The organism is Bacillus sp. FSL R10-2780, from assembly GCF_038006125.1.
Classification (GTDB): domain Bacteria; phylum Bacillota; class Bacilli; order Bacillales; family Bacillaceae_G; genus Bacillus_A; species Bacillus_A cereus_U.
Genome location: NZ_JBBOUQ010000001.1, coordinates 3,150,817 through 3,173,933 on the forward strand (window position 1 = coordinate 3,150,817; position 23,117 = coordinate 3,173,933).

The following is a 23,117-nucleotide window of genomic DNA, read 5'->3' on the forward strand; positions in this document are numbered from 1 at the left end:
AAACGTGCATTCGCGAAGAGGAACGCACGCTTTTCTTATTTTATCCCAATGGAAGCGTTTGAAAACGAAACTTGCCCAATTTTCATATATTTTTCATAACGTTTTTCGATTAATTCATCTTTCGAAATTCCGCTTAATTGTTCAAAAGTTTTCTTAAGCATTAAATCTATATTTTCTGATTGTTTCAAAATATTACGATGCGCTCCGCCTTTTGCCTCTGGAATAATTTCGTCAATTACACCTAATTCTTTCAAATCTAATGCTGTAATTTTCATCGCTTCTGCAGCTTCTTTTGCTTTACCAGCATCTTTCCAAAGAATCGCCGCCGCACCCTCTGGTGTAATAACAGAATAAGTGGAATTTTCTAGCATATGAATGTAATCTCCTACTCCAAGACCTAACGCACCACCGCTACCACCTTCACCGATAACAATGCAAATAACAGGTACAGTTAAACCCGCCATTTCAAATAAATTACGAGCGATAGCTTCACTTTGTCCACGTTCTTCAGCTGCTTTACCAGGATAAGCTCCCTTCGTATCGATGAAACAAATAATGGGACGATTAAACTTCTCCGCTTGTTTCATTAGACGCAGTGCTTTTCGATATCCTTCTGGATGAGGCATCCCAAAATTACGACGAATATTTTCTTTCGTATCTTTTCCGCGTTGGTGCCCAATTACAGTTACAGGCATCCCCTTATATTTCGCAATGCCGCCGACAATCGCTGCATCGTCGCCAAATAGGCGATCTCCATGACATTCAAAAAAATTAGTAAATAAGTGCTCAATATAATCGAGCGTTGTCGGTCGTTCTGCATGACGAGCAATTTGAACACGGTCCCATACTTTCATATTGCCGTATATATCTTCCTCTAGTTTTTCTAGCTTGTCTTCCAAAATACGAATCTCCTCACTGAAGTCCATCTGGCTGTTTTTCGTATAGTCTTTCAGTTCACGAATCTTATTTCTTAGCTCAACAACTGGTTTCTCAAATTCTAGCTCTGCCATACAGCCATTTCCCCTCCTTGATGAACTTCTAAAATCTTACGGAGTGATTCTCTCATATCATCACGATGCACCACCGCATCTAATTGACCATGCTCTAGTAAAAATTCTGCCGTTTGGAAATCTTCTGGCAGTTTCTCACGCACTGTTTGTTCAATTACGCGTCTACCAGCAAATCCGATAAGTGCACCTGGCTCTGCAAAATTGTAATCACCAAGTGAAGCGAAACTCGCTGAAACCCCGCCCGTCGTCGGGTGAGTCATAACAGAAATAAATAACCCTCCTGCATTACTATGCTTTTTCAAAGCTACGCTTGTTTTCGCCATTTGCATTAAACTTAATATCCCTTCTTGCATACGGGCACCACCCGACGCAGTAAAGATAATAAATGGAACCTGTAAGTCGTATGCCTTTTCAACCGCACGAGCAATTTTTTCTCCTACAACAGAGCCCATGCTGCCCATTCGAAAACGAGAATCCATTACTGCAACAACAACAAGCATGTCATCAATTGTTCCTTCACCAGTTACAACCGCTTCATACAATTCAGTCTTCTTACGATCGTTTTCTAGTTTCTCTTCATATCCCGGAAACTCAAGTGGATTTAGTGAAACCATCTCTTTGTCATACTCACGAAATGAACCTTCGTCCAATATACTATCAAGGCGTTCCCATGCATTCATCGGATGATGATATCCACAATTCACGCATACTTTTAAATTTTTAAGAAGCTCTTTCGTATACATGATTTTTTTACATTTCGGACATTTTGTCATAACGCCATCTGGTACATCTTTTCGTATTTGTTCTGAAGGTATTGCAGCGTACTTTTTCTTTTTCACGAATAAATCTCTTAGCACAATTTGACCCCCTTCGTTGAGAGCTAAGGTTAGCGTAAGAAGAAAATGGGGCTAACACCAATGTTTGATGTTAGCCTTATCTTCTCAATCTGTCTAATAACCTCTCTCTTTACGTTTAACTTTAACCGCTATGCGGTAGAATGTTTGTCATAACGTGTCATGGTCATTTCGACAAATTTTATACATTACGAGTGAAACTGTATATTCTCTACTAATTCATCGTAAATTTTTAACGCATCATTTTCTTGTTTCACTTCCAAAGTAGCATAAAGCTTTCTATAGATTTCGATAGAATCTCCTGAAACTTCACAAGAAAGAGTTGCAACGTAATCATTTACGATCATCCAAATGCGATAGAGTAAATAATTATCGAATTGTTCAATAAGTGTTTTAAAGAACGTTTGATGAAGCATCGGAATTGAGCTTTCATTTTCTTCAAGCACTTGGTGTAATTTACTTAGTACTTCAGAAAACGTTTCTTTCGGTAAATTACATACAAGTCGAATCATATCTTTCTCAAGCAATCGTTTTGTTTGTAATAAATCACGAATTGTTTTCTCATCTTGCAGTAGAAACGGAGCAATTAATTGTACAAGACCGTTATCGTAAAAGTTTCGAATAAACGTCCCCTCACCACGTCTCGTTTCAATTAATCCTACCAGTTCTAACGCACGTAATGCTTCTCTTACAGAGGAACGTCCAACATTTAAGCGTGAACTTAACTCACGCTCAGATGGCAAACGATCCCCTGCTACTAAACAATCCTCTTCCATAATGGATCGGATTTTTTTTACAATTTCGAGATATACTTTTGTATTTGATGATGTCAATGGAAATTCCTCGCTTATTCTTTACCAATCAGCGCTAATTGTTTTGTTTTCTCAGCGACTTCATTTGGATCTACTTGACGGCGAGCTACTCCTGTCTCCATTGCTGCTTTCGCAACGTAAGCCGCTACTTGAGGCGCTACACGCGCGTCAAATGGCGCTGGAATGATATGGTCTGCATTCAACTCATCCTCTGATACAAGCTCTGCAATGGCTTGTACAGCTGCCATCTTCATTTCTTCATTAATTTGTGTCGCATGTACATCAAGTGCGCCGCGGAAAATACCTGGGAACGCTAGTACATTATTTACTTGGTTCGGGAAGTCAGAACGACCTGTTCCAACAACAGCTGCGCCCGCTGCTTTTGCCAATTCTGGCATAATTTCTGGAACCGGATTCGCCATTGCAAAAATAATTGCATCGTCATTCATTGTACGAACCATCTCTTCATTTAATGCACCTGCTGCAGATACACCAATGAATACGTCCGCACCTTGTAAAACGTCAGCTAAAGAACCTTCGATACGATTCTTATTTGTATATTTTGCAACTTCATCCTTCACCGGATTCATACCGACAGGACGACCTTCATAGATTGCACCTTTACGGTCACACATAATAACGTCACGTACACCATAGCGATATAAAAGTTTAATGATTGCAATACCTGCTGCACCTGCACCATTTGCGACAACTTTAATGTCGGACATTTTCTTTCCAACTAACTTCAGCGCGTTCACAAGACCTGCTACTGTTACGATAGCTGTTCCGTGTTGATCATCATGGAATATCGGAATGTTTGTCTCTTTTTTCAAACGTTCTTCAATAACGAAGCAGTTTGGTGCTGCGATATCTTCTAAGTTTACACCGCCAAAAGTTGGCTCCATTAATTTTACAGTTTCAACAATTTTATCTACATCGTTTGTATTTAAGGCAATCGGGAATGCATCTACGCCAGCAAAGCTCTTGAATAATACAGCTTTACCTTCCATTACTGGAAGAGATGCTTCAGGTCCAATGTTACCAAGACCAAGTACAGCCGTTCCATCTGTCACAACTGCTACCATATTTCCCTTCATTGTATATTCATATACCTTACTTTTATCGTCATAAATTTCTTTACAAGGCTCTGCAACCCCTGGAGAATATGCAAGACTTAAATCTTTTGCATTTTCTACTTTTACTTTTGATACAGTTTCTAATTTTCCTTGATGCACTTTATGCATATGAAGTGCTTCTTCACGAAGTGTTGACAAACTATCCACTCTCCTCAAATTATTCTGGCTGATATCAACTTCTCCAAGTGGTCTGACCACGAACACTACTACTATAATAATCGAAGTGTAGGGAAATTGTCCATTATATTTTCACAACGACATTTTCGTCCCCTACAATTTCACGAAGTGCTCCTAAGCATTCTTCACTTGGATGAATCGATAAACTTCGAGATAATTGTACCATTTTATGTTCCTTTTCATAATAAATTAGTACTTTCGTAAAACCTGAATAGTCAAACAATATTTTCGTAACTTGATTTACAAGCTTTTTTTCATATTGAGACGGCAATTTCACGTAAACAGATGCTTCTTTCATTCCTTCATAAACATCCATTTCTTCTAGCGGATATAGTCCATTCACGATCCATTGCAACTTATGATTTCTTTGCTCTATCGTACCATCAACTAAAACAATTTCCCCTTCTTGTAACCTGTGTGAAAAATGTATATACGTTTCTGGAAAAATGACGGCTTCCATTTCATCATTTTGATCACAGAATGTAATAAACGCCATCTTTTGCAACTTTTTCGTACGAATAACTTTCACACTTGTTATATATACGATTGCTCTTTGTACTTTTTTCTTATGTCGCATCGCCTGAGCAAGGGATGGGATTTCTAATTCTTTTCCTAACTCCGCATACTGCGCTGTCGGATAGCTAGATAAATAAAAACCGAGTGCTTCCTTCTCCTTATTTAACTGTTCAATAAAGGATAGCTCTTCTCCTTGTACATATTTCGATTTCGGAACAGCATCCCCTAAATCAAAGTCACGTGCAAGATTTGCATACTCTAACGCTCCTTTAAGACTTTTCCATAACGTCGTCCTCGAAACACCAAAATCGTCAAAACATCCAGACCAGACAAACGCTTCTAAATTTCGCTCTGTTACAAATTTTGATGGCATACGAAGACAAAACTCAAATAAATCTTCGAACATTTTTTTCTCTCGTTCTTCGAGTAGCGCAGTCACGGTAGCCATTCCGATATTCCGAATCGAAAGTAAACTATATCGAATCGCATTCCCTTCTATTTGGAAGTTGTAACCACTTCTCTGAAGAGACGGCGGTAAAACGTGAAAACCTTTCCGCTTCGTTTCTCGTACATACTGCACAATCTTATCTTCATTTCCAATTGCGCTTGATAATAACGCAGTCATAAATTCCAGCGTATAATTCGCTTTTAAATATGCAAGCTGATATCCGATCATACTGTAAGCTACAGCGTGACTTCGGTTAAAACCGTAATTCGCAAATCTTACAATTAAATCGTAAATTTGTTCTGAAGATGTCTCATCGTATCCGTTTTCCAAACAACCTTGAACAAAGTGCTTGCGTTCTTGATCTAAAATATCACGATTCTTTTTACTCACAGCACGGCGCAGTAAATCCGCTTCTCCAAGCGAAAATCCAGCCAACTTCGATGCGATTTGCATTATTTGTTCTTGGTATACGATTACGCCGTATGTTCGTTCTAAAATGGGCTTTAAATCCTGATGTAAATATTCAATTCGTCTTTCCCCATGCTTCGATTCAATAAAGGTTGGAATTTGTTCCATCGGTCCTGGTCTGTATAAAGAGTTAACAGCAACTATGTCTTCAAATTCATTCGGTTTTAACCCGCGAAGTACATTTCGCATACCACCTGATTCAAGCTGGAATACACCTGTTGTATCCCCTCTTCCTAACAATTGAAACGTCTTTTCATCTTGAAGAGGTAAATTTCTTATATCAATTTGTTTCCCAGTTTTTTTAACAATAAACTTTATAATATTTTCAAGTAATGTTAAATTACGTAAGCCTAAAAAATCCATCTTGAGCAATCCAAGTTCTTCTAGTGCATCAGCTGGATATTGCGTAACATAAACATCGTTATGCCCTTCTTGAATCGCTATACTTCCCGTTAACGGTTCTTGGCTCATTATAACGCCAGCTGCATGAATAGACGTATGACGCGGTAATCCCTCTACACGTTTTGCAATTTCAAACACACGCTCATGCAAAAGATTCCCTTGTATAAACTCACGGAGCGATTGCGATTCCTCATATGCATCTTTTAACGTTATACCAAGCTTTGATGGGATAAGTTTTGAGAATATGTCGATATCTCTTGGCGGGAGCCCCATTACACGAGCAATGTCTCTAATTGCGGCTTTCGCTGCAAGAGTTCCGAACGTTACAATTTGAGCAACACGAAGCTGACCATATTTATCTTTCACATATCGAATCATCTCATCACGTCTTATATCTGGAAAATCAATATCAATATCTGGAAGTGTCACACGTTCAGGGTTTAAAAACCTTTCAAATAATAAGTCATATTCAATTGGATCAATATCTGTAATTTCCAATACGTAAGAAACGAGTGAACCCGCTGCCGATCCACGGCCTGGCCCAGTTAAAATCTGATTTTCATGTGCATATTTCATAAAGTCCCATACGATGAGGAAATAATCGCTAAATCCCATACGAGAAATCACATGTAATTCATGATTCAAACGCTGTATATGCACTTCTTTTGGCGTACCATATCGTTTACTTAAGCCTTCTTCACAAACACGGCGCAAATACGTATCATTCGTCTCGTTAGATGGAACAGGAAACTTCGGTAGTTGATTTACATGGAAAGGAATTTCTACTTGGCAACGTTCCGCGATTGTTATTGTATTTTGAATCGCTTCCTCAGCATGAGAAAAGAGTGCTTCCATTTCATCCGATGACTTTAAATAATACTGATCCGTTTTCATTCTCGGCCTATCTGGATCAGTCATTTTCGTTCCGCCTTCAACAGATAATAAACATTCATGAACAAGTGCGTCACTTTGATTAATATAGCGAACATCGTTTGTTGCAACGACTGGAACGTTTACCTTATTAATAAATTCAGGCAGTTTTTCTTGTAAAAGCAGTTCATCTTGAATCGCATGATGCTGCAAACTTATATAAAAATTGCTGAACATATTTTGATACGTATGAGCTACTTCTTCAGCCTGACTCTCTTTGTCTTCTAATAATAACTGTTCAATTTCTCCGTCTTTCCCTGGTGAAATTGCAATTAATCCTTTCGCATAATGAGCAAGCCACTTCTTCGGAATACCTTCTTTTGACTTCGTCATAATGCTGCTAGAAATCTTTAATAAATTTTGATAGCCTATTTCATTCTCAGCAAGTAAGACGAGTGGATAAGACCTTTCTTCTTCTTCACTAAAAATAGAAGCTGTTAAGCCGATAATAGGCTGTATACCATTTTTCTTGCATGCTTTATAAAACGGAATAACTCCATACATAACATTTTCATCTGTAATGGCCAGCGATGAAAATCCAAGCTCTTTCGCCCGAATGACAAGCTCATCAATTTTGCAAGCACTTTTTAATAAACTAAAAACGGTTTGACATTGTAAATGCACAAACTTCACTGTTGTACCCTCTCTTTACCTATTTGACTACTTTTATTATAGGTGATGAGGAAAGCGGAAATCAAAACATACTTCTCATACTTTGTCCATATATATGAAGAAGAAAGGGGAATGACGATGGATGTAAGAGAACATACTTTTTTCTCTCTGCTTATTATTAGTTACTTTATTGCCTTTGGAGTTATACTTGGTGGTTCATTAATTGGCGGATTTGGTGCATTTCTCATAGGAAAACCAGCTCTAACTTATATTAGTCAATTTGCTCAAAACTTAAGAATTTGGGCACTCGTTGCAGCAATTGGCGGAACGTTCGATACCTTTTATAGCTTTGAAAGAAGCTTCTTTGGCGGAGATATGAAAGATATCGTAAAACAAATTCTCCTTATTTTTTTCGCAACTGGTGGTATGCAAACTGGTCTTATTATTATTAAATGGCTTACACAGGAACATGTATGAGAGTACCGAGTGCCAATACAGCCAAAAGGTGGTATTTAGTTTTAGCTGGTGCTGCTGTTGGAGGAGTGTTGAGCTGGTTTACTTTTTTGTACATATACGGTGTTTTTCAGCAGGAACAAGCTAGTAAAATAGCAGAACAAAAAGAAATCATCGAAAAACAAGAAGCAAAACTCCACGTCCTTCTCGAAGACCAAGAGAAATTGAACACAGAAAATAAACGGCTCTTAACAATTCAAGAAATCAAAATAAAAATTATAAATCGAAAAAAATATGATTTAGACAATCTTACACTTGAAAACATGACCACTTCTATCCATAATGATCTCCAGCATCTTTTAACGAAAAACATTCAAAGCATCGCAAAAAATAAAGACCTACTCAAAAAAGTCATCGAAAATAAAACGTACAAACATTACGATCGTATATACCGCTTTAAAGTAGATACAGTCTCTTTTGATACCGTACTTGAAATTAGCATTGATATAGAGAAAGAAAAATAAAAAAAGGAGGGCCTCAGCGCCTCTCCTTCTCTTTCGTTCAACATACAACTTCTTTATTTACACAGCTCACGTAAATCAGCAAAAAGGCGATCCGCTTCTTCCCAAGAAGATGCTTTTGCACCAGAAGCCATCGGATGTCCTCCGCCATTATATTGCATTGCTAATTTATTAATAACTGGTCCTTTTGAGCGAAGACGAACACGAATAACATCATCTTCCTCTAAAAATAGAACCCATGCCTTTAATCCATCAATATTACCAAGCGCCCCGACAACACCAGATGCTTCAGTAGAAAGTACATCAAACTCTTCTAGTACCTCTTTCGTTAATTTAATGTATGCTGCGCCTTCTTCTACCATCGTGAAATTTTGTAAAATATAACCGTTTAAACGAGCAATCTTTTCTTTTGTCTTATACATTTCATTGTATAAATCTGTGAATTTCACGTCCATATCAACAAGCTCACTTACGTAACGAAGTGTTTTCGCTGTTGTATTTGGGAATAAGAAACGACCTGTATCACCGACAATACCCGCTAAAATAAGGCGAGCTGCTTCTTTTGAAATCGTTAATCCTTTATCTTTTCCATAAGAATAAAACTCATAAATCATTTCACTTGTAGAACTAGCTGTCGTATCCACCCACGTAATATCTCCGTACGGGTCTTCATTCGGATGATGATCAATTTTAATTACCATCTTTCCTTTTGCATAACGTTGATCACAAACACGCTCTTGATTTGCTGTATCACAAACGATAACAAGTGCATCTTCATATACACTATCTTCAATATCATCCATTACTCGTAAAAACGCTAAAGAAGGCTCGTTGTACCCAACCATATAAATATTTTTCTCTGGAAACGATTCTTGCAGAATTGTACCAAGTCCGCACTGAGAACCTAACGCATCTGGATCCGGACGTACATGACGATGAATAATAATTGTATCAAACTCTTTAATTGCTCCTAAAATTTGCTCATGCATATGTATAATCTCCTTTTTATTCAACTTCTTCATTTTATCCCGCATTAACGTGTAGTAAGACTCCCACCTCAAAAGTATTAAAAACAATGGGGCAAAATTAATTTGGAGCCCGGATGCACGTAAAAGCCCGATTGGTGAGGGCTAATAATTAGTACGTGGGATCTCCCCACACTAATTAAAGTTTCACTTTATCCCCCATTATAACGGAAAACATTTCATACATGCGAACAATTGCTTTATAATAAAAATTAGAAAGTTTAGATTTTTCTTTTTTTCTAAATTGTTATTTTTATACCAATCGATGGGAGCGTGTATTATGCCAGTATTCGTCTTTTGTATTATCATCTCATTTGTGTTGTACCTCTTCTACAAAACAAAATTCTTTCGTACAAACCGTCCAATGGAGAAAGGTTGGCTCTCAGGAAAATCCGCAATGGCACTCGGCTTATTCGTCCTATTCTTTGGGATAAACCAATTCTTTTTAGAACTTTCAACTGCACGCATTATCGTTGGTGTTTTGTTTATTTTACTTGGCAGCGCGAGTACATTTAATGGATTCCGCCAATATAAACATTTTTTACCATTAGCAGTCAAAGAAGCCGAATCTTATAAAACAACGTAAAAAAAGCATCAATATTGTGATGCTTTTTTACGTCCCTTCACTTTCAAAATCGTATATGCAACAAACGCAGATGGTATATTAAAGAGATTACCTTGCACGTGAAAATGTAATTGTTCTTCTTCAAAAGACATCTGTTTGTATAATTCTTGCTGAGATAATCCTGTTCTTTTCTTTTTTTCATGCAATCCTTGTAAATATAAATATTGAATTGGTATCATCACAAGAAAGTAAAAGAGTGCGATACCACCAAAAAAGAGTACTTCTGATGACATATGGCATACCACCTTCCGACATCTATTATCTTATAATACAGTTATAACATAGTATAAACTATAATTGAATTAATATTCTGTTTTTTAACCATATAATTATGTCTCCGCATATATCCTGCTAAAACTCTTCCACATCTTTAGCAATAGCTTCAAAGCCCAATAAAACAAAAAAGATGGAACAAACCAAAGCGATTTGTTCCATCTTTTTATTTATCAATCAATTGCACCATAAGTAACGCTTTCCCGACAACATTACCTTCATGATGCACTTCTACATCAACCTTACCAAATTTACGCCCAATTTCTAATACTTTCGGATGAACTGATACAACATTATCAATTTGAACTGGCTTTACGAAATAAATGGTTAAGTTTTCAACAATTAAATCGCTCTTCTTCTGCGCACGAATGACGCGGTTTGTTGCTTCTGTCACAATTGTTGTGAATACACCGTAAGATAACGTCCCAATTGAATTCGTCATTTGTGGCGTCACTGAAAATTGATATAAATGCTCATTTTTCGCTTCTTTCGGCGTCATAAATTGATTCGTTACAATGTCATCAATTGTTTCCCCAACTTGCGGTTGACGTTGAATCATTTGCAGCGCCTGAAGTACATCTTGACGGCTAATAATTCCTTGCAATTTATTTCCTTCGTCAACAACAGGAAGTAATTCAATACCTTCCCACACCATCATACGTGCCGCAGCTGCAACAGACATTTTTCCATTTACCGTAATCGGATGCTTTGTCATCACTTTATCAATTGGTGTTTCTTTCACGACACCAATCATATCTTTTGAAGTTACGATACCTAATACCTTTTTATTTTCATCAACAATTGGATAACGTCCATGCATCGTTTCTTCATTATACGCATGCCATTGCTGTACTGTATCATTTGGCTTTAAATATAACGTTTCTTCAATTGGCGTTAAAATATCCTCAACGAGTACAATTTCTTTCTTGATAAGTTGATCATAAATTGCACGGTTAATTAAAGTCGCGACCGTAAATGTATCATAACTACTCGAAATAATTGGAAGCTTTAATTCGTCTGCTAATTTCTTCACATGATCTTCCGTATCAAATCCGCCCGTAATTAACACTGCTGCCCCAGCTTCTAATGCTAATTGATGTGCGTTCGTACGGTTACCGATGATAAGTAAGTTCCCTGCTTCTGTATAGCGCATCATCGCTTCTAATTTCATAGCCCCGATTACGAATTTATTTAATGTTTTATGTAGTCCTTCTCTGCCCCCAAGTACTTGACCATCGACAATGTTAATGACTTCTGCATATGTCAGTTTTTCGATATTTTCTTTCTTTTTTTGTTCAATTCGAATTGTTCCGACACGTTCAATTGTACTAACATACCCTTTATTTTCTGCGTCTTTAATTGCACGGTAAGCTGTCCCTTCACTTACACTCAAATCTTTCGCAATTTGCCTCACAGAAATTTTATGCCCTACTGGCAGGCTATTAATATGTTCTAAAATTTGATTATGTTTGGTAGCCAAATGGTTTCACCATACTTTCTTTTCCCTAAATTCTTCATGTGTTGTATTTTCAGTATACTATATTTTCAAAACTGTTACACTCTCTCTTTGTATGTCTGTACTATTTTTTTTATAACAAAATGCGCCTTACATTACACCGATCATTCTATTACAACAATGTAATGGTATTGTCATCTCGTTCGATAGTTTGTCCAGACGCTTCCATATACAATTAAGACAAGAAATGAAACAAAGGAGTGGATACATTATGAAAAAATTTTTAGAGGTTGTAGGTGCTGTATTTTTAGCTTTCGTAGACGGGAAAAAAGTTGCAATGGAGTTGAATGAAACACCCGAACAGCCACGTACAAAAAGAAAAGAATTACCTAAACAAATACAAACTTTAAAAACTGTACTACACACATAAAAAACCCTTCACTTGTCGTTTCAAATGAAGGGTTTCTTTTTTATAGTGTAATACTTTCTCCAGCTTCTAATACTTTCCCTGTACAATTTTGTAGCTTTTCTACAAATTGATATGGATCTTGTTCAATAACCGGGAACGTATTATAATGCATCGGTACAACTGTTTTCGCACCAGTCCATTTTGCAGCTAAAACAGCATCTTCTGGCCCCATTGTGAAATTATCGCCAATTGGTAAAAATGCTACATCAATATTATTAAGTTCTCCAATTAACTTCATATCAGAGAATAACGCAGTATCTCCTGCATGATATACCGTTTTCTCCTCTGCCGTAAACAAAATACCAGCTGGCATACCTGTATATGTAATCGTCTTATTTTCTTCATCAATATAACTAGATCCGTGGAATGCTTGTGTGAATTTCACTTTACCAAAGTCAAATTCATGTGAACCTCCAATATGCATTGGATGTGTATTTACACCTTGCCAGCCTAAAAATGTCGCTAATTCAAATGGTGCCACAACGACCGCATTATTTTTCTTTGCTAACGCTACTGTATCCCCAACATGATCACCGTGTCCGTGCGATAAAATAATCGCATCAACTTTTACATCTTCAGCCTTTAAATCTGTTTTCGGATTTCCTGTTAAAAACGGATCAATTAAAATAACTTTTCCATTCGTTTCAATCTTTACAACTGAATGCCCGTGATAAGATACTTTCATCCTTACATTCCTCCCCTATTCACATTCTCACTTTTTATTCTACATGATTTCTCAATTACCTGTCTTTTCTAACATCTATTTACTTGTCATAACGCTTTCATCCGATGTAAAGTTATATTTGTAATTAAATATCTCGGGGGTGCCAATCGATGAATGCTAGATTAGAAAATTTAATGCAATGGCTAAAAGAAAAAAACGTAGAAGCTGCGTTCTTAACTTCTACACCGAACGTTTTCTACATGACGAACTTCCACTGTGAACCACATGAAAGACTACTTGGTATGTTTGTATTCCAAGAAAAAGAACCTATTTTAATTTGTCCTAAAATGGAAGAAGGTCAAGCGCGTAACGCTGGCTGGGCACATGAAATCATCGGATTTACTGATACTGACAGACCATGGGATATGATTGCAAAAGCAATTAAAGATCGTGGTATTGATGCAAATGCAGTTGCAATTGAAAAAGAGCATTTAAACGTAGAGCGCTACGAAGAATTAACAAAATTATTCCCAAATGCAGCTTTCAAATCAGCTGAAGAGAAAGTTCGCGAGCTTCGCTTAATTAAAGATGAAAAAGAACTTTCTATTTTACGTGAAGCAGCTAAAATGGCAGACTATGCTGTTGAAGTTGGTATAAATGCAATTAAAGAAAATCGTAGTGAGCTAGAAGTATTAGCAATTATTGAGCATGAATTAAAAACAAAAGGCATCCATAAAATGTCATTTGATACGATGGTATTAGCAGGTGCAAACTCTGCTCTTCCACACGGTATTCCAGGTGCAAACAAAATGAAACGCGGCGATTTCGTACTATTTGATTTAGGTGTAATCATTGAAGGTTATTGCTCTGACATTACACGTACAGTAGCATTTGGTGATATTTCTGAAGAACAAACTCGCATTTACAACACTGTACTTGCTGGACAACTACAAGCAGTTGAAGCATGTAAACCAGGCGTTACATTTGGTGCAATTGACAACGCTGCTCGCTCTGTTATCGCAGATGCAGGTTACGGAGACTTCTTCCCACACCGCCTTGGTCACGGACTTGGAATTAGCGTACACGAATATCCAGATGTAAAAGAAGGCAATGAGTCTCTATTAAGAGAAGGCATGGTCTTCACAATCGAGCCAGGTATTTACGTACCAAACGTAGGCGGCGTTCGTATTGAAGATGATATTTACATCACAAAAGACGGATCAGAAATTTTAACGAAGTTCCCGAAAGAATTACAATTTGTGAAATAATAAAGTGAAACTTTAATCAGTGGGGGTTTTGTTCATCCCCCACTGATTATTAGCCTTCACCAATCGGGCGTTTACGGGCAGTTGATCTCCCACCTAACTTCTTTGCTCCAGCCGAATTTTGAGGTGGGAGTCTTACTGCCCGTTAATGCGGGATAAAAAAGGTAGCTTGATCGCTACCTTTTTTCTATCTTCTCTACTATTTCAAATTTCTCTACAATCATTTTTGCTGGGTAGCTTTCAAGTATTTGAGAAGACCATACATTTATTTTATCCCCTGTTTTTAATTGATCATATGCGTTTTTATCCTTAAAGCTCAAGACTGTATCTGATGGATGCTCTTTATTCATTTGTTGTTCCATATAATTTTGCAACTCTACTTTTGTTTTAAAAGTTTTATCACTGTCAAAAAATATTGTGCCACCTCTCAATATTACATACCCTTCTTTAAGTTCTTCTTTTACTCCTACTTGCTCTACTGTTTTCGTAGTACACGCTGATAATATTATTAGAAACACACCTAAAAATAAAATATTAATGAAGAAGAACATGGCTTTCCTCATAACGATTCCTCCCATATCGAGTCATTCAAAAGAAATTATTTCTTTTCTATTCCTTCCACGCATTATACTATTAACATGCAGAATTTTCTGAAATAAGGAGGTTTATATGTTACAACAACAGTTAGAAGAAATTCGTACTAATAATTACATAATGGATAACACAATTCATATTGATTCCTTAAGTTCCAGTATGCTTCAACATATCGGTGTTACTGATAGCTATTTAAGAGACAAACTCATTTACTCTACTTTTTACCATCTAATCAAGAAGGACTATATTTCACACACTCACTTACAGACACTATTATCCGAAAGTTTAAGTGAGCACTATTTATTTTATGAAATTCATTCAGATAACGATGACGCTGTATTTACCCGTGCATTTACAACATTATTAATCGCACTCATTATTGATGCTGATACAAATCATAATTTCTTATCACAGACTGATATTTTAAATGTGAAAGATAAATTAATTCTATATATGAACAAAGAACATGATTTCCGTGGGTATGTGCAAGACCACGGCTGGGTACATAGTATCGCTCATGCTTCCGATACATTTGAAGCACTTATTAATAATCCTAAACTGGAAACTTCACATTACGAAGAAATACTACAAACTTTATTAAACAAAGTTTGTGTCCATTCCATTTATTACAAATATGAAGAAGATGAGCGTATCGTTTATCCGATTGTCGCAATGCTACAAAATGATCTAAAGGAAGAAGTACTCATAATAGCCCTCGGTGATTTAGTAGCTCAATTACAAACTCAAAAACAAACACTACACATTGAATCGTATGAATTTCTATACGGAAATATAAAATCTTTCTTACGTAGCTTATTTTTCAGACTACGCACACTGTCTATATGTAAAAAAACCGAATGCGAAATTGAAAAATTACTACAAGAGCTTCCTAAATATTATTAAAAAAGAAGGCCCTTTAAAAAGTGCCTTCTTCTATTTCACTAATATTTAATTGAAATTTCACGATCCAAACTGAGAAAAGGTGGACAAGAAACGCAAACACCATACATGCTCCACTTAAAAAAGTTAATATAGGATGCGAATACACGTGCCCTAAACCATAGGATATTACCACGAGAAATATTGTTATGTAAATATAAATTGCTCCATGTATTTGCTTCATATTAGCCTCCTTTTCCCATATTATAACATAAATTTTCTGATTATTCACATTAATTAACTGTAATTAATATTTCTCCACTGTTACACCTCTAACAGCCGCCTTAATATAAGGTGCTCCTTGTAAACTTTGTAAATCCTCTGTTTTTCCGGTTACGACTACTCCGTATATTGGTATGTCTTTTGGGTTGGTGTTTTTTACTTCCTTATAGTTTGTCCTAAAATGGTCTTGAAATCCCCCTTTATTTTCACTTAAAGATTTCATAGAACCAATAAATCCTATAGAGTTTCTTTTAATATCCTCGTACTCATCTTTCTTTCTATCAGCATAACTCCCCTGAAATCCAAACACAGCTTTTGATTTCTCTATTAATAATGATTCAAACGTATCATGGCTCATTCTGCTCTCCTTTCTATATACTCAACGTTTGAGAGTGTAAAATGTATACAACTTTTCTAAAAAAATTCATAATAAAAAGCACATCTTCGCCAATGTGCTTCTCTCAAAAATACTATTCTATTATTTCATCGCTTCTTTCACAACATTTTGAATCATAACGACTTCCGTTTTCATATCGACAGCCGGAGCATCCTCATCAATACATTCATACCAAAACTCCAAATGCTTTTTATCAATTTCATGATGAGAATTTTCGACATGAGCCCCACCTTCTCCTTGCACAGAATACCAATATAAGTACTCTTCTCCATCTCTTATTTCCCGGAAAATTGTCTCTACATACATCTTTTCGTCGTTTAATGTCAAAAGCACTTCTTTCATATTGTCATTAAGAAGCTGCATCCATTCATCTACACGATGACTTTTCCCTTGCTTTACTTTGAATCTTGTTAATTCTACGTTCATTTTTATTCCCCCACTTTCTTGCGAACAAATAAAACATATTCTACCGGATTATGAAAACTTAATTTACTAGCTAATTTTTGCGAAGGAATATTGTCTACATTACAATCCCAGCACGGTGTAATATGATTTTGTAGACAATGTTCAATGAAACGTGTCGTGACACGTTTAGCTAATCCTTTTCCTTGATATGCTTCATGCGTTGCAATATCGATTTCAGCAAAGCTATTCCCGTTAAATATTGAAACACATTCAGCTACAATCATCCCATCTTGTTCTATATAAAAACCAAAGCCACTATTTAAAAACACTTCTTTTGATCCCCAATACTCTTTGTAATAGTCCTCTGTAAATTCATTACTTCTTTCTATATTGCTTTTATCAATACACTTAACTTCATATGTATTTTTGTTTAAATCTCGTTTTCTAGCTTCAAAAATTTCTCTTTGAAATTGAAATGTCATTCGTGGAATTTTCCAAAGTGTATTACTAAAACGCTCCTCAATCATCATTTCCCACTCTTTACTCGAAGTGAACAGTGTAAATCGTTTCTCTGTTTTTTCAATAGCTGTTTCAATGTATGAAACTAAATCTTCGTTAAAACTTTGGTCATAAGTATCACCAAACAAATAATAAATGCCGTTAGCTGTGACGATTAGTCCTGCTGTTAATTTCTCATTTATAAAAATCTCACCATTTATGTTTTGATCACAAACTGCATACGCAAAAGTCGTTGTTCGTTGATTCCCTTCTAAAAGTGGAATTACTTTATCGTATTCTTCAATCTCTAACCTTCTCATACGACCTCCACAATAACCGTATCCGCCTCTATATTTTCAAAACAAAGATTTACCGTTCTCTTTAATGCTCTCGTTCTATGAATTGTTCCTGCTGGAATTAAAATGGAATCGTTCAGCTTTAAAACTGCTGTTTCTCTATTTTGAAAATCAATAAGTAATTCCCCCTCTAACACAATGAATAATTCATCCGAATTAGAATGATAGTGCCAATCATATTCGCCAGTAAACACAGCAATTTGTAAGCAATGACTATTCACATTTGAAACGACGAAGTTTTTATGTTGGTCTTTAATATCTTTTGTTAATTCTAATAGATTTACTGTTTCCATAGTTCTCCCCACCCAATTCCCTCTATCGATTTTCATTTCTCGTTTAATTCCAAATTATCACAAAAATACACATTGTAACAAGCGAGATTTCTCGTAAAGTTTTATTTACTTTTTACCTATAAATGGATATTATAAATGTAACAAATTTACAAAAAGGAGACTTTGTGCATTTGATTAAAAATAAGGTGAAACAATTCCGCGTCGTTAGAGACATCACCCAAGAGCAATTAGCCTCCTCTGTTCAAATCACTAGACAATCCCTCATCGCTATCGAGAAGAATAAATACAACCCAAGTTTAGAATTAGCATTGAAATTATGTGAGTTTTTCAACTGTAAAGTAGAAGATTTATTTCAATTAGATAAAACTGGGGAGGAAAAAGAATGAAAAATACTTTTAATCAAGAATTCATTTTACATCTTACCATTTTAGTGTTAGGATCGACTTTTCTTTATTTCAATAGTAGTGATGAAGAAAAGATTCGTTCCGTCCTTCTATTCACTGGCGTATACATACTCTTAGCCTTGGTACTATTTGTAGTGAAACGAATATTCTTTAAGAACAAAAAGAAAGAGTCCGAGAAATACCCATTACCTGAGACAGATGAAAGAATTGAAAAAATGGGTTTAAAATTTATGGCGCAAATTTTCGGTCTTTCTCATTTAATTGGCTCTGCGATACTATTTGTTTTATATATCACTAACGAAAATTCGACGATACGAGTAGAGTATGCCCTGTATTACTTGTTTGGAATTCTTTTCTTCACAATGATGTTCGGCTTGAAAATTGTGAAGAAATTAGATAATTAGTTTAAACAAAAAGACCCTTCCTACAAAGGAAAGGTCTTTATTTTATTTCTATTATGATAAAGCAGGAGCTTTTTCAAGAAGCTCTTTCGCATCAGCATATTGTAAGCCGTGCGCTTCTGCAACCGCTTCGAATGTTACATAGCCATCTAATGTGTTAATACCTTTTAATAATGCAGCGTTGCCTAGGCAAGCTTCTTTGTAGCCTTTGTTAGCAATTTGCACTGCATATGGTACTGTTACGTTTGTTAATGCAAGAGTTGATGTACGTGGAACCGCACCTGGCATATTTGCAACTGCATAGTGAACAACACCATGTTTCTCATAAGTTGGGTTGTCATGAGTTGTAATACGGTCAGTTGTTTCGAAAATACCACCTTGGTCAATCGCAATATCTACAACGACAGAACCTGGTTCCATTGATTGAATCATTTCTTCTGTTACAAGTTTTGGCGCTTTTGCACCTGGGATTAATACTGCACCGATTACAAGATCAGATTCTCTTACAGCTTCTGCAATGTTGTACGGGTTAGACATTAACGTTTTTACTTGGTTTCCAAAAATATCATCTAATTGACGAAGACGTTCTGCACTTAAGTCGATGATTGTTACATCTGCACCTAAACCTACTGCAATTTTCGCTGCGTTTGTACCAGCTTGACCACCGCCGATAATTGTTACTTTACCGCGTTTAACCCCTGGAACACCTGCAAGTAAAATACCTTTTCCGCCTTTGTTTTTCTCAAGGAACTGTGCACCGATTTGCGCAGACATACGACCTGCAACTTCACTCATTGGTGCAAGTAATGGTAAAGAACGATTGTCTAACTGTACTGTTTCGTATGCAATTGATACCACTTTGTTATCAATTAATGCTTTTGTTAATTCTGGCTCTGGAGCTAAGTGTAAATATGTGAATAAAATTAAACCTTCACGGAAATAACCGTATTCACTTGCAACTGGCTCTTTTACCTTCATAACCATATCTTGATTCCATGCTTCTTCAGCAGTTTCAACAAGTTTCGCACCAGCTTGTACGTATTCTTCATCTGTAAAGCCTGATCCTACACCTGATCCTTTTTGAACAAAAACTTCATGACCATTTTGTACTAAATGTACAGCTCCCGCTGGCGTCATTGCCACGCGGTTTTCATTGTTTTTAATTTCTGTTGGAATACCGATACGCATTATTAGTTCCCCCTTGAGTTATGAAATGACCCCTGAATCATTTTTTTAAAGCGCTTTCTACACTCTTATATTCTAACATAATATCTCAATATTTGACAAAAAATAATACAAGTTTTCCGATAGATTTAACCTTACATTAAAGGACAGTATTATCCGTACCTCTCAGTATAAAGGATAAACTGTCCAATTATTCGAAACTTCACTTTATTTAATTCTATCGATGTCTATGAATAACATCAACAGCGCCGGTTACTTCAATAATCGTACCAGTAATCATATCGGAATCTTCTTCACATAAAAACGAAATGGTTCTTGCAATATCTTCGCCTGTTCCAGATCTACCAATTGGTGTGTTACTACCTTTCAGATTTCGCGCTTCTTCAATCGTTGCTTCTTTCATTTCACCAATTATATCACCAGGGCAAACCATATTCGCAGTAATACCATATTCCGCCTCTTCGTAAGCTACTGTTTTCGTTAATGAAACAAGTCCTACTTTCGCAGCCGCAAAGGCTGAACGATAAATCCATCCAGGTGCGCTATCTGCCCCTTGAAATCCATAGTTAATAATACGGCCAAATTGCTGGTTTCTCATAATCGGTACGACAAGTTTTAATAAATGAAACACCGCTGTTAAATTACCCTGGATCATTTCATTCCATTCGTCTTCTTCGTAATCGACTAATTTTTTCCTTTCAAATACGTAAGGACCAGCATTATTAATTAAAAAGTCAATTTTGCCAAAACGGCTCATCGCTTCTTCTACTATTTTATGTAAATCTTCCTTTTTCGTGACATCAGCTTGCACGAACTGTAGACGTTCTTCCATATTTTTATATGTTTCTTTCATTGTTTCCATAGCAGTTATATCGCTATGATACGTTACTGTTACTGAATACCCTTTAGCCAATAACTTTTCTGTTACTTTCTTTCCTAAACCTTTCGTACCGGCTGTAATGAGCGCATGTCTCACAAAACTGCCTCCTTTTAAATTGCCATACTTCATATGTAACAAGTTCTCGCTCCAATTACAACTAAAATGAATTGAAACAAAGTTTTCAAAATTCTGTAACGTTTTAACAGGCACATTACCATAATTTGTTTTATAATTAAGTTGTAAACAGTTATAAAAATGATTGGGAGGAATTTACTATGAATAATACATATACAAATATTTTAATCGCGGTGGACGGTTCTAAAGAAGCAGAAAAAGCCTTTAAAAAGGCAATTCAAGTCGCAAAACGAAACAATGCAACATTAACAATTGCTCATATCGTTGATGTAAAAGCATACTCAGCAGTAGAGGCGTATAGCCGAGCAATTGCTGAACGTGCAAATCTATTTGCAGAAGACTTATTAGAAGACTACAAAAAAACTGCGCTTGAAGCTGGCCTTGAAAACATTGAAACTGTATTAGAATTCGGTAATCCTAAATCTAAAATTTCAAAAGAAATTGCTCCAAACAATAAAGTAGACTTAATTATGTGTGGTGCAACTGGTTTAAATGCTGTTGAGCGTTTCCTAATTGGTAGCGTCTCTGAACATATTATTCGCTATGCGAAATGCGATGTCCTTGTTGTTCGTGGTGATGAGGAGCAAGGTGATCTTTAATTTATAATAAAAAAACACCAAGTCCACATGGGCTTGGTGTTTTTCATTTCACATATTTCACTACAAATACGAAACAAGCTACAACAACAATGACAACTGCAAACACATAAGGCGGAAAGAATTTCAAGGACCATAGCGCCATCATTATCGTCGCAACCGTTAAGTACGTTTGCTTTGCATCTTCTGTCATTTTTTTACGAAGTAAGAAAACATACACATAACCGATTGGCGGCGTAATGAAGCAAAGAACATATATAATTTTTGATTTTAAATACCACTTGTGTTCTCCAAGTTTCTTTATGTCTTCTTCTATTCTCTTACTCTCTTGTTCTCTCGCTTCTTCTTCAATAGGATCTTCCTCTTCTCCTCGCTTTTCTTTCATATAAGGAAGAAAGTGCATGAAAAAATAACATGCAAATACAATTGCCCAAAATTCAATATCCAATCTTTCTAGTGGAATATGCTCACTAAAAAATGCAGCAGCAATCACTAAAGAAAAACAATACGTTGTCATCCAAAATGAACGTTTTCTCTTTTTCCGTTCTATTTCTTTTTTATCTTTTACTTCTTGTACTTTCTTTTTTCTAGAAAGCCATACAGAAATACAGCAATCTACTACAAATAAAGTAAAGATAAATATTGCTATATGTATTGTTTTTACATTCTCAAATGTAAATATTTTTGGGAATGCAACGTGTAATACAATTAGCGTATACAAAATTAACCCTACAAAATAAATACGTCTCATTTTCCATTCCTTTCTTATTTTCTAACATTACACTAACATACATTTTTTAGTAATAGACGGACAAAATATATGTGTTTAGAAAAGGAGGGTGCTACATGGATGATTATGAACGTATTATTTTAGATGTGAATGGGAAAGAAATCGAAATGTTAGATACGATCCGCACACATTTTAAAGAGAAACATGGTGTGGAAGTAAGTAATGGTGCATTACTTAGAGATTTGATGGATATTGAGTATATTCGAATTACGGAAGGTCGACATAAGTATGATTAATCAATGAAGCTTTAAGCCTAGAACATATTGTTCTAGGCTTAATTAAATCTATACGAAAAATGTTATAATTAGGAAAAAGAATGGAGGATACCAAAATATGAAATCTGAAAATATCTCAAAACATTTTCACACATTACATGTGCAAAGAAACCAGTTCCTTCCTAAGCTTCATTCACTTTCACACGAACAACTATGGTACAGGAAAGAGGACGGAAAATGGTCTATTGGTGAACACTTTTATCACTTATATTTAATTGCAAAGATGCTAAAAGTAGCGATTAAATTCTCTTTCACTCTTATCCCTTATGCCAAACTAAGAAAAAACGCCCCATTTGCAACTGACATACATGACATTTATGCCGAATATAAAGAAAAACACGGCAAAGGAATGAAAGCTCCTTGGATTTTAATCCCTTCAAAAAAAGTCTATTACTCTATGAATGTAAACGAATTAGAAGAATTACTTTCAAGTGAAACAGATGAAATAAAAAAACTAGTTCAAAATATAGAAGAAAATATTGCAGGACATATCGTATTTTTAGATCCAATTGCTCACTACCCTAACCTTATTCAATCTATCCAACTATTAGCGATTCATGAGAAGCATCATTTTATGATTATGAAAAACAATTATGAAATGATAGATACATACCTAAAAATCTAAATACAA

Annotated in this window: 28 protein-coding genes and 1 pseudogene; 11 read left to right on the forward strand and 18 right to left on the reverse strand. The window is 35.9% G+C overall.

The features are described from left to right. Nucleotides 1-35: 35 nt before the first annotated feature. The 5 genes from accA to dnaE form a co-directional block, all read right to left on the reverse strand. A complete protein-coding gene (accA, locus tag NSQ47_RS16410; protein ID WP_000818786.1) occupies nucleotides 36-1,010 on the reverse strand; it encodes an acetyl-CoA carboxylase carboxyl transferase subunit alpha in 975 nt (324 codons plus the stop codon). Then, nucleotides 998-1,867, reverse strand: coding sequence for an acetyl-CoA carboxylase, carboxyltransferase subunit beta (gene accD, locus NSQ47_RS16415; RefSeq protein WP_341037396.1), 870 nt, complete (start codon nucleotides 1,865-1,867; stop codon nucleotides 998-1,000). Before accD ends, accA begins: the two co-directional genes overlap by 13 nt. A 185-nt stretch (nucleotides 1,868-2,052) precedes the next feature. Then, nucleotides 2,053-2,697: a FadR/GntR family transcriptional regulator gene (locus NSQ47_RS16420; RefSeq protein WP_215579812.1), complete on the reverse strand. Its 645-nt coding sequence runs from the start codon at nucleotides 2,695-2,697 to the stop codon at nucleotides 2,053-2,055. A 14-nt stretch (nucleotides 2,698-2,711) separates the two neighbouring features. After that, the gene (locus tag NSQ47_RS16425) at nucleotides 2,712-3,920 is read right to left on the reverse strand and encodes an NAD(P)-dependent malic enzyme (protein WP_179117546.1); all 1,209 of its coding nucleotides are present in this window, start codon (nucleotides 3,918-3,920) and stop codon (nucleotides 2,712-2,714) included. Nucleotides 3,921-4,053: 133 nt separating this feature from the next. After that, nucleotides 4,054-7,386: a DNA polymerase III subunit alpha gene (dnaE, locus tag NSQ47_RS16430; protein ID WP_002160253.1), complete on the reverse strand. Its 3,333-nt coding sequence runs from the start codon at nucleotides 7,384-7,386 to the stop codon at nucleotides 4,054-4,056. Nucleotides 7,387-7,428: 42 nt separating this feature from the next. Here dnaE and NSQ47_RS16435 point away from each other — a divergent pair, with 42 nt between their 5' ends. Beyond that, the gene (locus tag NSQ47_RS16435; RefSeq protein ID WP_078172708.1) at nucleotides 7,429-7,842 is read left to right on the forward strand and encodes a YtrH family sporulation protein; all 414 of its coding nucleotides are present in this window, start codon (nucleotides 7,429-7,431) and stop codon (nucleotides 7,840-7,842) included. Beyond that, nucleotides 7,839-8,342: a sporulation membrane protein YtrI gene (gene ytrI / locus NSQ47_RS16440; protein WP_078179665.1), complete on the forward strand. Its 504-nt coding sequence runs from the start codon at nucleotides 7,839-7,841 to the stop codon at nucleotides 8,340-8,342. The genes NSQ47_RS16435 and ytrI overlap by 4 nt, the downstream gene beginning before the upstream one ends. Nucleotides 8,343-8,395: 53 nt before the next feature. On the opposite strand, the gene NSQ47_RS16445 is transcribed toward ytrI, so the two are convergent. Next, on the reverse strand, nucleotides 8,396-9,328 hold the full coding sequence (locus NSQ47_RS16445; RefSeq protein ID WP_002199190.1) for a DHH family phosphoesterase: 933 nt from the start codon (nucleotides 9,326-9,328) through the stop codon (nucleotides 8,396-8,398). 316 nt (nucleotides 9,329-9,644) lie between these two features. On the opposite strand from NSQ47_RS16445, the gene NSQ47_RS16450 reads away from it, so the two are divergent. Further along, the gene (locus NSQ47_RS16450; RefSeq protein ID WP_002088950.1) at nucleotides 9,645-9,950 is read left to right on the forward strand and encodes a YtpI family protein; all 306 of its coding nucleotides are present in this window, start codon (nucleotides 9,645-9,647) and stop codon (nucleotides 9,948-9,950) included. An 8-nt stretch (nucleotides 9,951-9,958) separates the two neighbouring features. Here NSQ47_RS16450 and NSQ47_RS16455 read toward each other — a convergent pair whose 3' ends face one another. Both NSQ47_RS16455 and NSQ47_RS16460 read right to left on the reverse strand, forming a co-directional pair. Further along, nucleotides 9,959-10,222, reverse strand: a complete 264-nt coding sequence (locus NSQ47_RS16455; protein WP_002112213.1) for a DUF3949 domain-containing protein — start codon at nucleotides 10,220-10,222, stop codon at nucleotides 9,959-9,961. A 206-nt stretch (nucleotides 10,223-10,428) separates the two neighbouring features. Next, nucleotides 10,429-11,742, reverse strand: coding sequence for a CBS domain-containing protein (locus tag NSQ47_RS16460; RefSeq protein ID WP_204208462.1), 1,314 nt, complete (start codon nucleotides 11,740-11,742; stop codon nucleotides 10,429-10,431). 247 nt (nucleotides 11,743-11,989) lie between these two features. Between NSQ47_RS16460 and NSQ47_RS16465 the strand changes: the two genes are divergently transcribed. After that, nucleotides 11,990-12,148, forward strand: coding sequence for a hypothetical protein (locus NSQ47_RS16465; protein WP_002112214.1), 159 nt, complete (start codon nucleotides 11,990-11,992; stop codon nucleotides 12,146-12,148). Between the two features lie 40 nt (nucleotides 12,149-12,188). Here NSQ47_RS16465 and NSQ47_RS16470 read toward each other — a convergent pair whose 3' ends face one another. Next, nucleotides 12,189-12,872, reverse strand: coding sequence for a metal-dependent hydrolase (locus NSQ47_RS16470; RefSeq protein WP_002112216.1), 684 nt, complete (start codon nucleotides 12,870-12,872; stop codon nucleotides 12,189-12,191). Between the two features lie 149 nt (nucleotides 12,873-13,021). On the opposite strand from NSQ47_RS16470, the gene pepQ reads away from it, so the two are divergent. Further along, nucleotides 13,022-14,119: a Xaa-Pro dipeptidase gene (pepQ, locus tag NSQ47_RS16475; RefSeq protein WP_002160249.1), complete on the forward strand. Its 1,098-nt coding sequence runs from the start codon at nucleotides 13,022-13,024 to the stop codon at nucleotides 14,117-14,119. Nucleotides 14,120-14,292: 173 nt separating this feature from the next. Here pepQ and NSQ47_RS16480 read toward each other — a convergent pair whose 3' ends face one another. Beyond that, nucleotides 14,293-14,679 (reverse strand): DUF3221 domain-containing protein, encoded by a 387-nt coding sequence (locus NSQ47_RS16480; RefSeq protein WP_204208464.1) that lies wholly within the window; start codon nucleotides 14,677-14,679, stop codon nucleotides 14,293-14,295. A 106-nt stretch (nucleotides 14,680-14,785) separates the two neighbouring features. Between NSQ47_RS16480 and NSQ47_RS16485 the strand changes: the two genes are divergently transcribed. After that, nucleotides 14,786-15,613: a DUF2785 domain-containing protein gene (locus tag NSQ47_RS16485; RefSeq protein ID WP_341037399.1), complete on the forward strand. Its 828-nt coding sequence runs from the start codon at nucleotides 14,786-14,788 to the stop codon at nucleotides 15,611-15,613. Between the two features lie 13 nt (nucleotides 15,614-15,626). Here the strand turns inward: NSQ47_RS16485 and NSQ47_RS16490 are convergent, their stop codons facing one another. The 5 genes and pseudogenes from NSQ47_RS16490 to NSQ47_RS16510 all read right to left on the reverse strand — a co-directional run bounded on the left by NSQ47_RS16490 (nucleotide 15,627) and on the right by NSQ47_RS16510 (nucleotide 17,820). Continuing rightward, nucleotides 15,627-15,833, reverse strand: a complete 207-nt coding sequence (locus NSQ47_RS16490) for a hypothetical protein (RefSeq protein WP_002160248.1) — start codon at nucleotides 15,831-15,833, stop codon at nucleotides 15,627-15,629. A gap of 63 nt (nucleotides 15,834-15,896) precedes the next feature. Further along, a pseudogene (locus tag NSQ47_RS16495) lies at nucleotides 15,897-16,190 on the reverse strand (anti sigma factor C-terminal domain-containing protein); the annotation flags it as partial. 159 nt (nucleotides 16,191-16,349) lie between these two features. Next, nucleotides 16,350-16,694, reverse strand: coding sequence for a DUF6176 family protein (locus tag NSQ47_RS16500; protein ID WP_341037400.1), 345 nt, complete (start codon nucleotides 16,692-16,694; stop codon nucleotides 16,350-16,352). Nucleotides 16,695-16,696: 2 nt separating this feature from the next. Next, the gene (locus NSQ47_RS16505) at nucleotides 16,697-17,491 is read right to left on the reverse strand and encodes a GNAT family N-acetyltransferase (protein WP_341037401.1); all 795 of its coding nucleotides are present in this window, start codon (nucleotides 17,489-17,491) and stop codon (nucleotides 16,697-16,699) included. Then, complete coding sequence (locus tag NSQ47_RS16510; protein WP_341037402.1) at nucleotides 17,488-17,820, reverse strand: cupin domain-containing protein; 333 nt, start codon at nucleotides 17,818-17,820, stop codon at nucleotides 17,488-17,490. Before NSQ47_RS16510 ends, NSQ47_RS16505 begins: the two co-directional genes overlap by 4 nt. A gap of 122 nt (nucleotides 17,821-17,942) precedes the next feature. Between NSQ47_RS16510 and NSQ47_RS16515 the strand changes: the two genes are divergently transcribed. Both NSQ47_RS16515 and NSQ47_RS16520 read left to right on the forward strand, forming a co-directional pair. Beyond that, entirely contained in the window at nucleotides 17,943-18,206 is a 264-nt protein-coding gene (locus tag NSQ47_RS16515; protein ID WP_002199181.1) for a helix-turn-helix transcriptional regulator, read from the forward strand. Next, nucleotides 18,203-18,628, forward strand: a complete 426-nt coding sequence (locus NSQ47_RS16520; RefSeq protein ID WP_078175060.1) for a hypothetical protein — start codon at nucleotides 18,203-18,205, stop codon at nucleotides 18,626-18,628. Before NSQ47_RS16515 ends, NSQ47_RS16520 begins: the two co-directional genes overlap by 4 nt. A 51-nt stretch (nucleotides 18,629-18,679) precedes the next feature. Here the strand turns inward: NSQ47_RS16520 and ald are convergent, their stop codons facing one another. Further along, nucleotides 18,680-19,813, reverse strand: a complete 1,134-nt coding sequence (gene ald, locus NSQ47_RS16525) for an alanine dehydrogenase (RefSeq protein ID WP_002112237.1) — start codon at nucleotides 19,811-19,813, stop codon at nucleotides 18,680-18,682. Nucleotides 19,814-20,027: 214 nt separating this feature from the next. Continuing rightward, nucleotides 20,028-20,819: an SDR family oxidoreductase gene (locus NSQ47_RS16530; RefSeq protein WP_033711008.1), complete on the reverse strand. Its 792-nt coding sequence runs from the start codon at nucleotides 20,817-20,819 to the stop codon at nucleotides 20,028-20,030. Between the two features lie 146 nt (nucleotides 20,820-20,965). Between NSQ47_RS16530 and NSQ47_RS16535 the strand changes: the two genes are divergently transcribed. Next, on the forward strand, nucleotides 20,966-21,424 hold the full coding sequence (locus NSQ47_RS16535) for a universal stress protein (RefSeq protein ID WP_002112239.1): 459 nt from the start codon (nucleotides 20,966-20,968) through the stop codon (nucleotides 21,422-21,424). A gap of 43 nt (nucleotides 21,425-21,467) precedes the next feature. Here NSQ47_RS16535 and NSQ47_RS16540 read toward each other — a convergent pair whose 3' ends face one another. Next, the gene (locus tag NSQ47_RS16540; protein ID WP_341037405.1) at nucleotides 21,468-22,172 is read right to left on the reverse strand and encodes a hypothetical protein; all 705 of its coding nucleotides are present in this window, start codon (nucleotides 22,170-22,172) and stop codon (nucleotides 21,468-21,470) included. A gap of 95 nt (nucleotides 22,173-22,267) precedes the next feature. Here NSQ47_RS16540 and NSQ47_RS16545 point away from each other — a divergent pair, with 95 nt between their 5' ends. Together NSQ47_RS16545 and NSQ47_RS16550 are read left to right on the forward strand one after the other, a co-directional pair. Continuing rightward, nucleotides 22,268-22,447, forward strand: a complete 180-nt coding sequence (locus NSQ47_RS16545) for a hypothetical protein (protein WP_002112241.1) — start codon at nucleotides 22,268-22,270, stop codon at nucleotides 22,445-22,447. A gap of 97 nt (nucleotides 22,448-22,544) precedes the next feature. Further along, nucleotides 22,545-23,111, forward strand: coding sequence for a DinB family protein (locus NSQ47_RS16550; protein WP_341037407.1), 567 nt, complete (start codon nucleotides 22,545-22,547; stop codon nucleotides 23,109-23,111). Nucleotides 23,112-23,117: the final 6 nt, after the last annotated feature.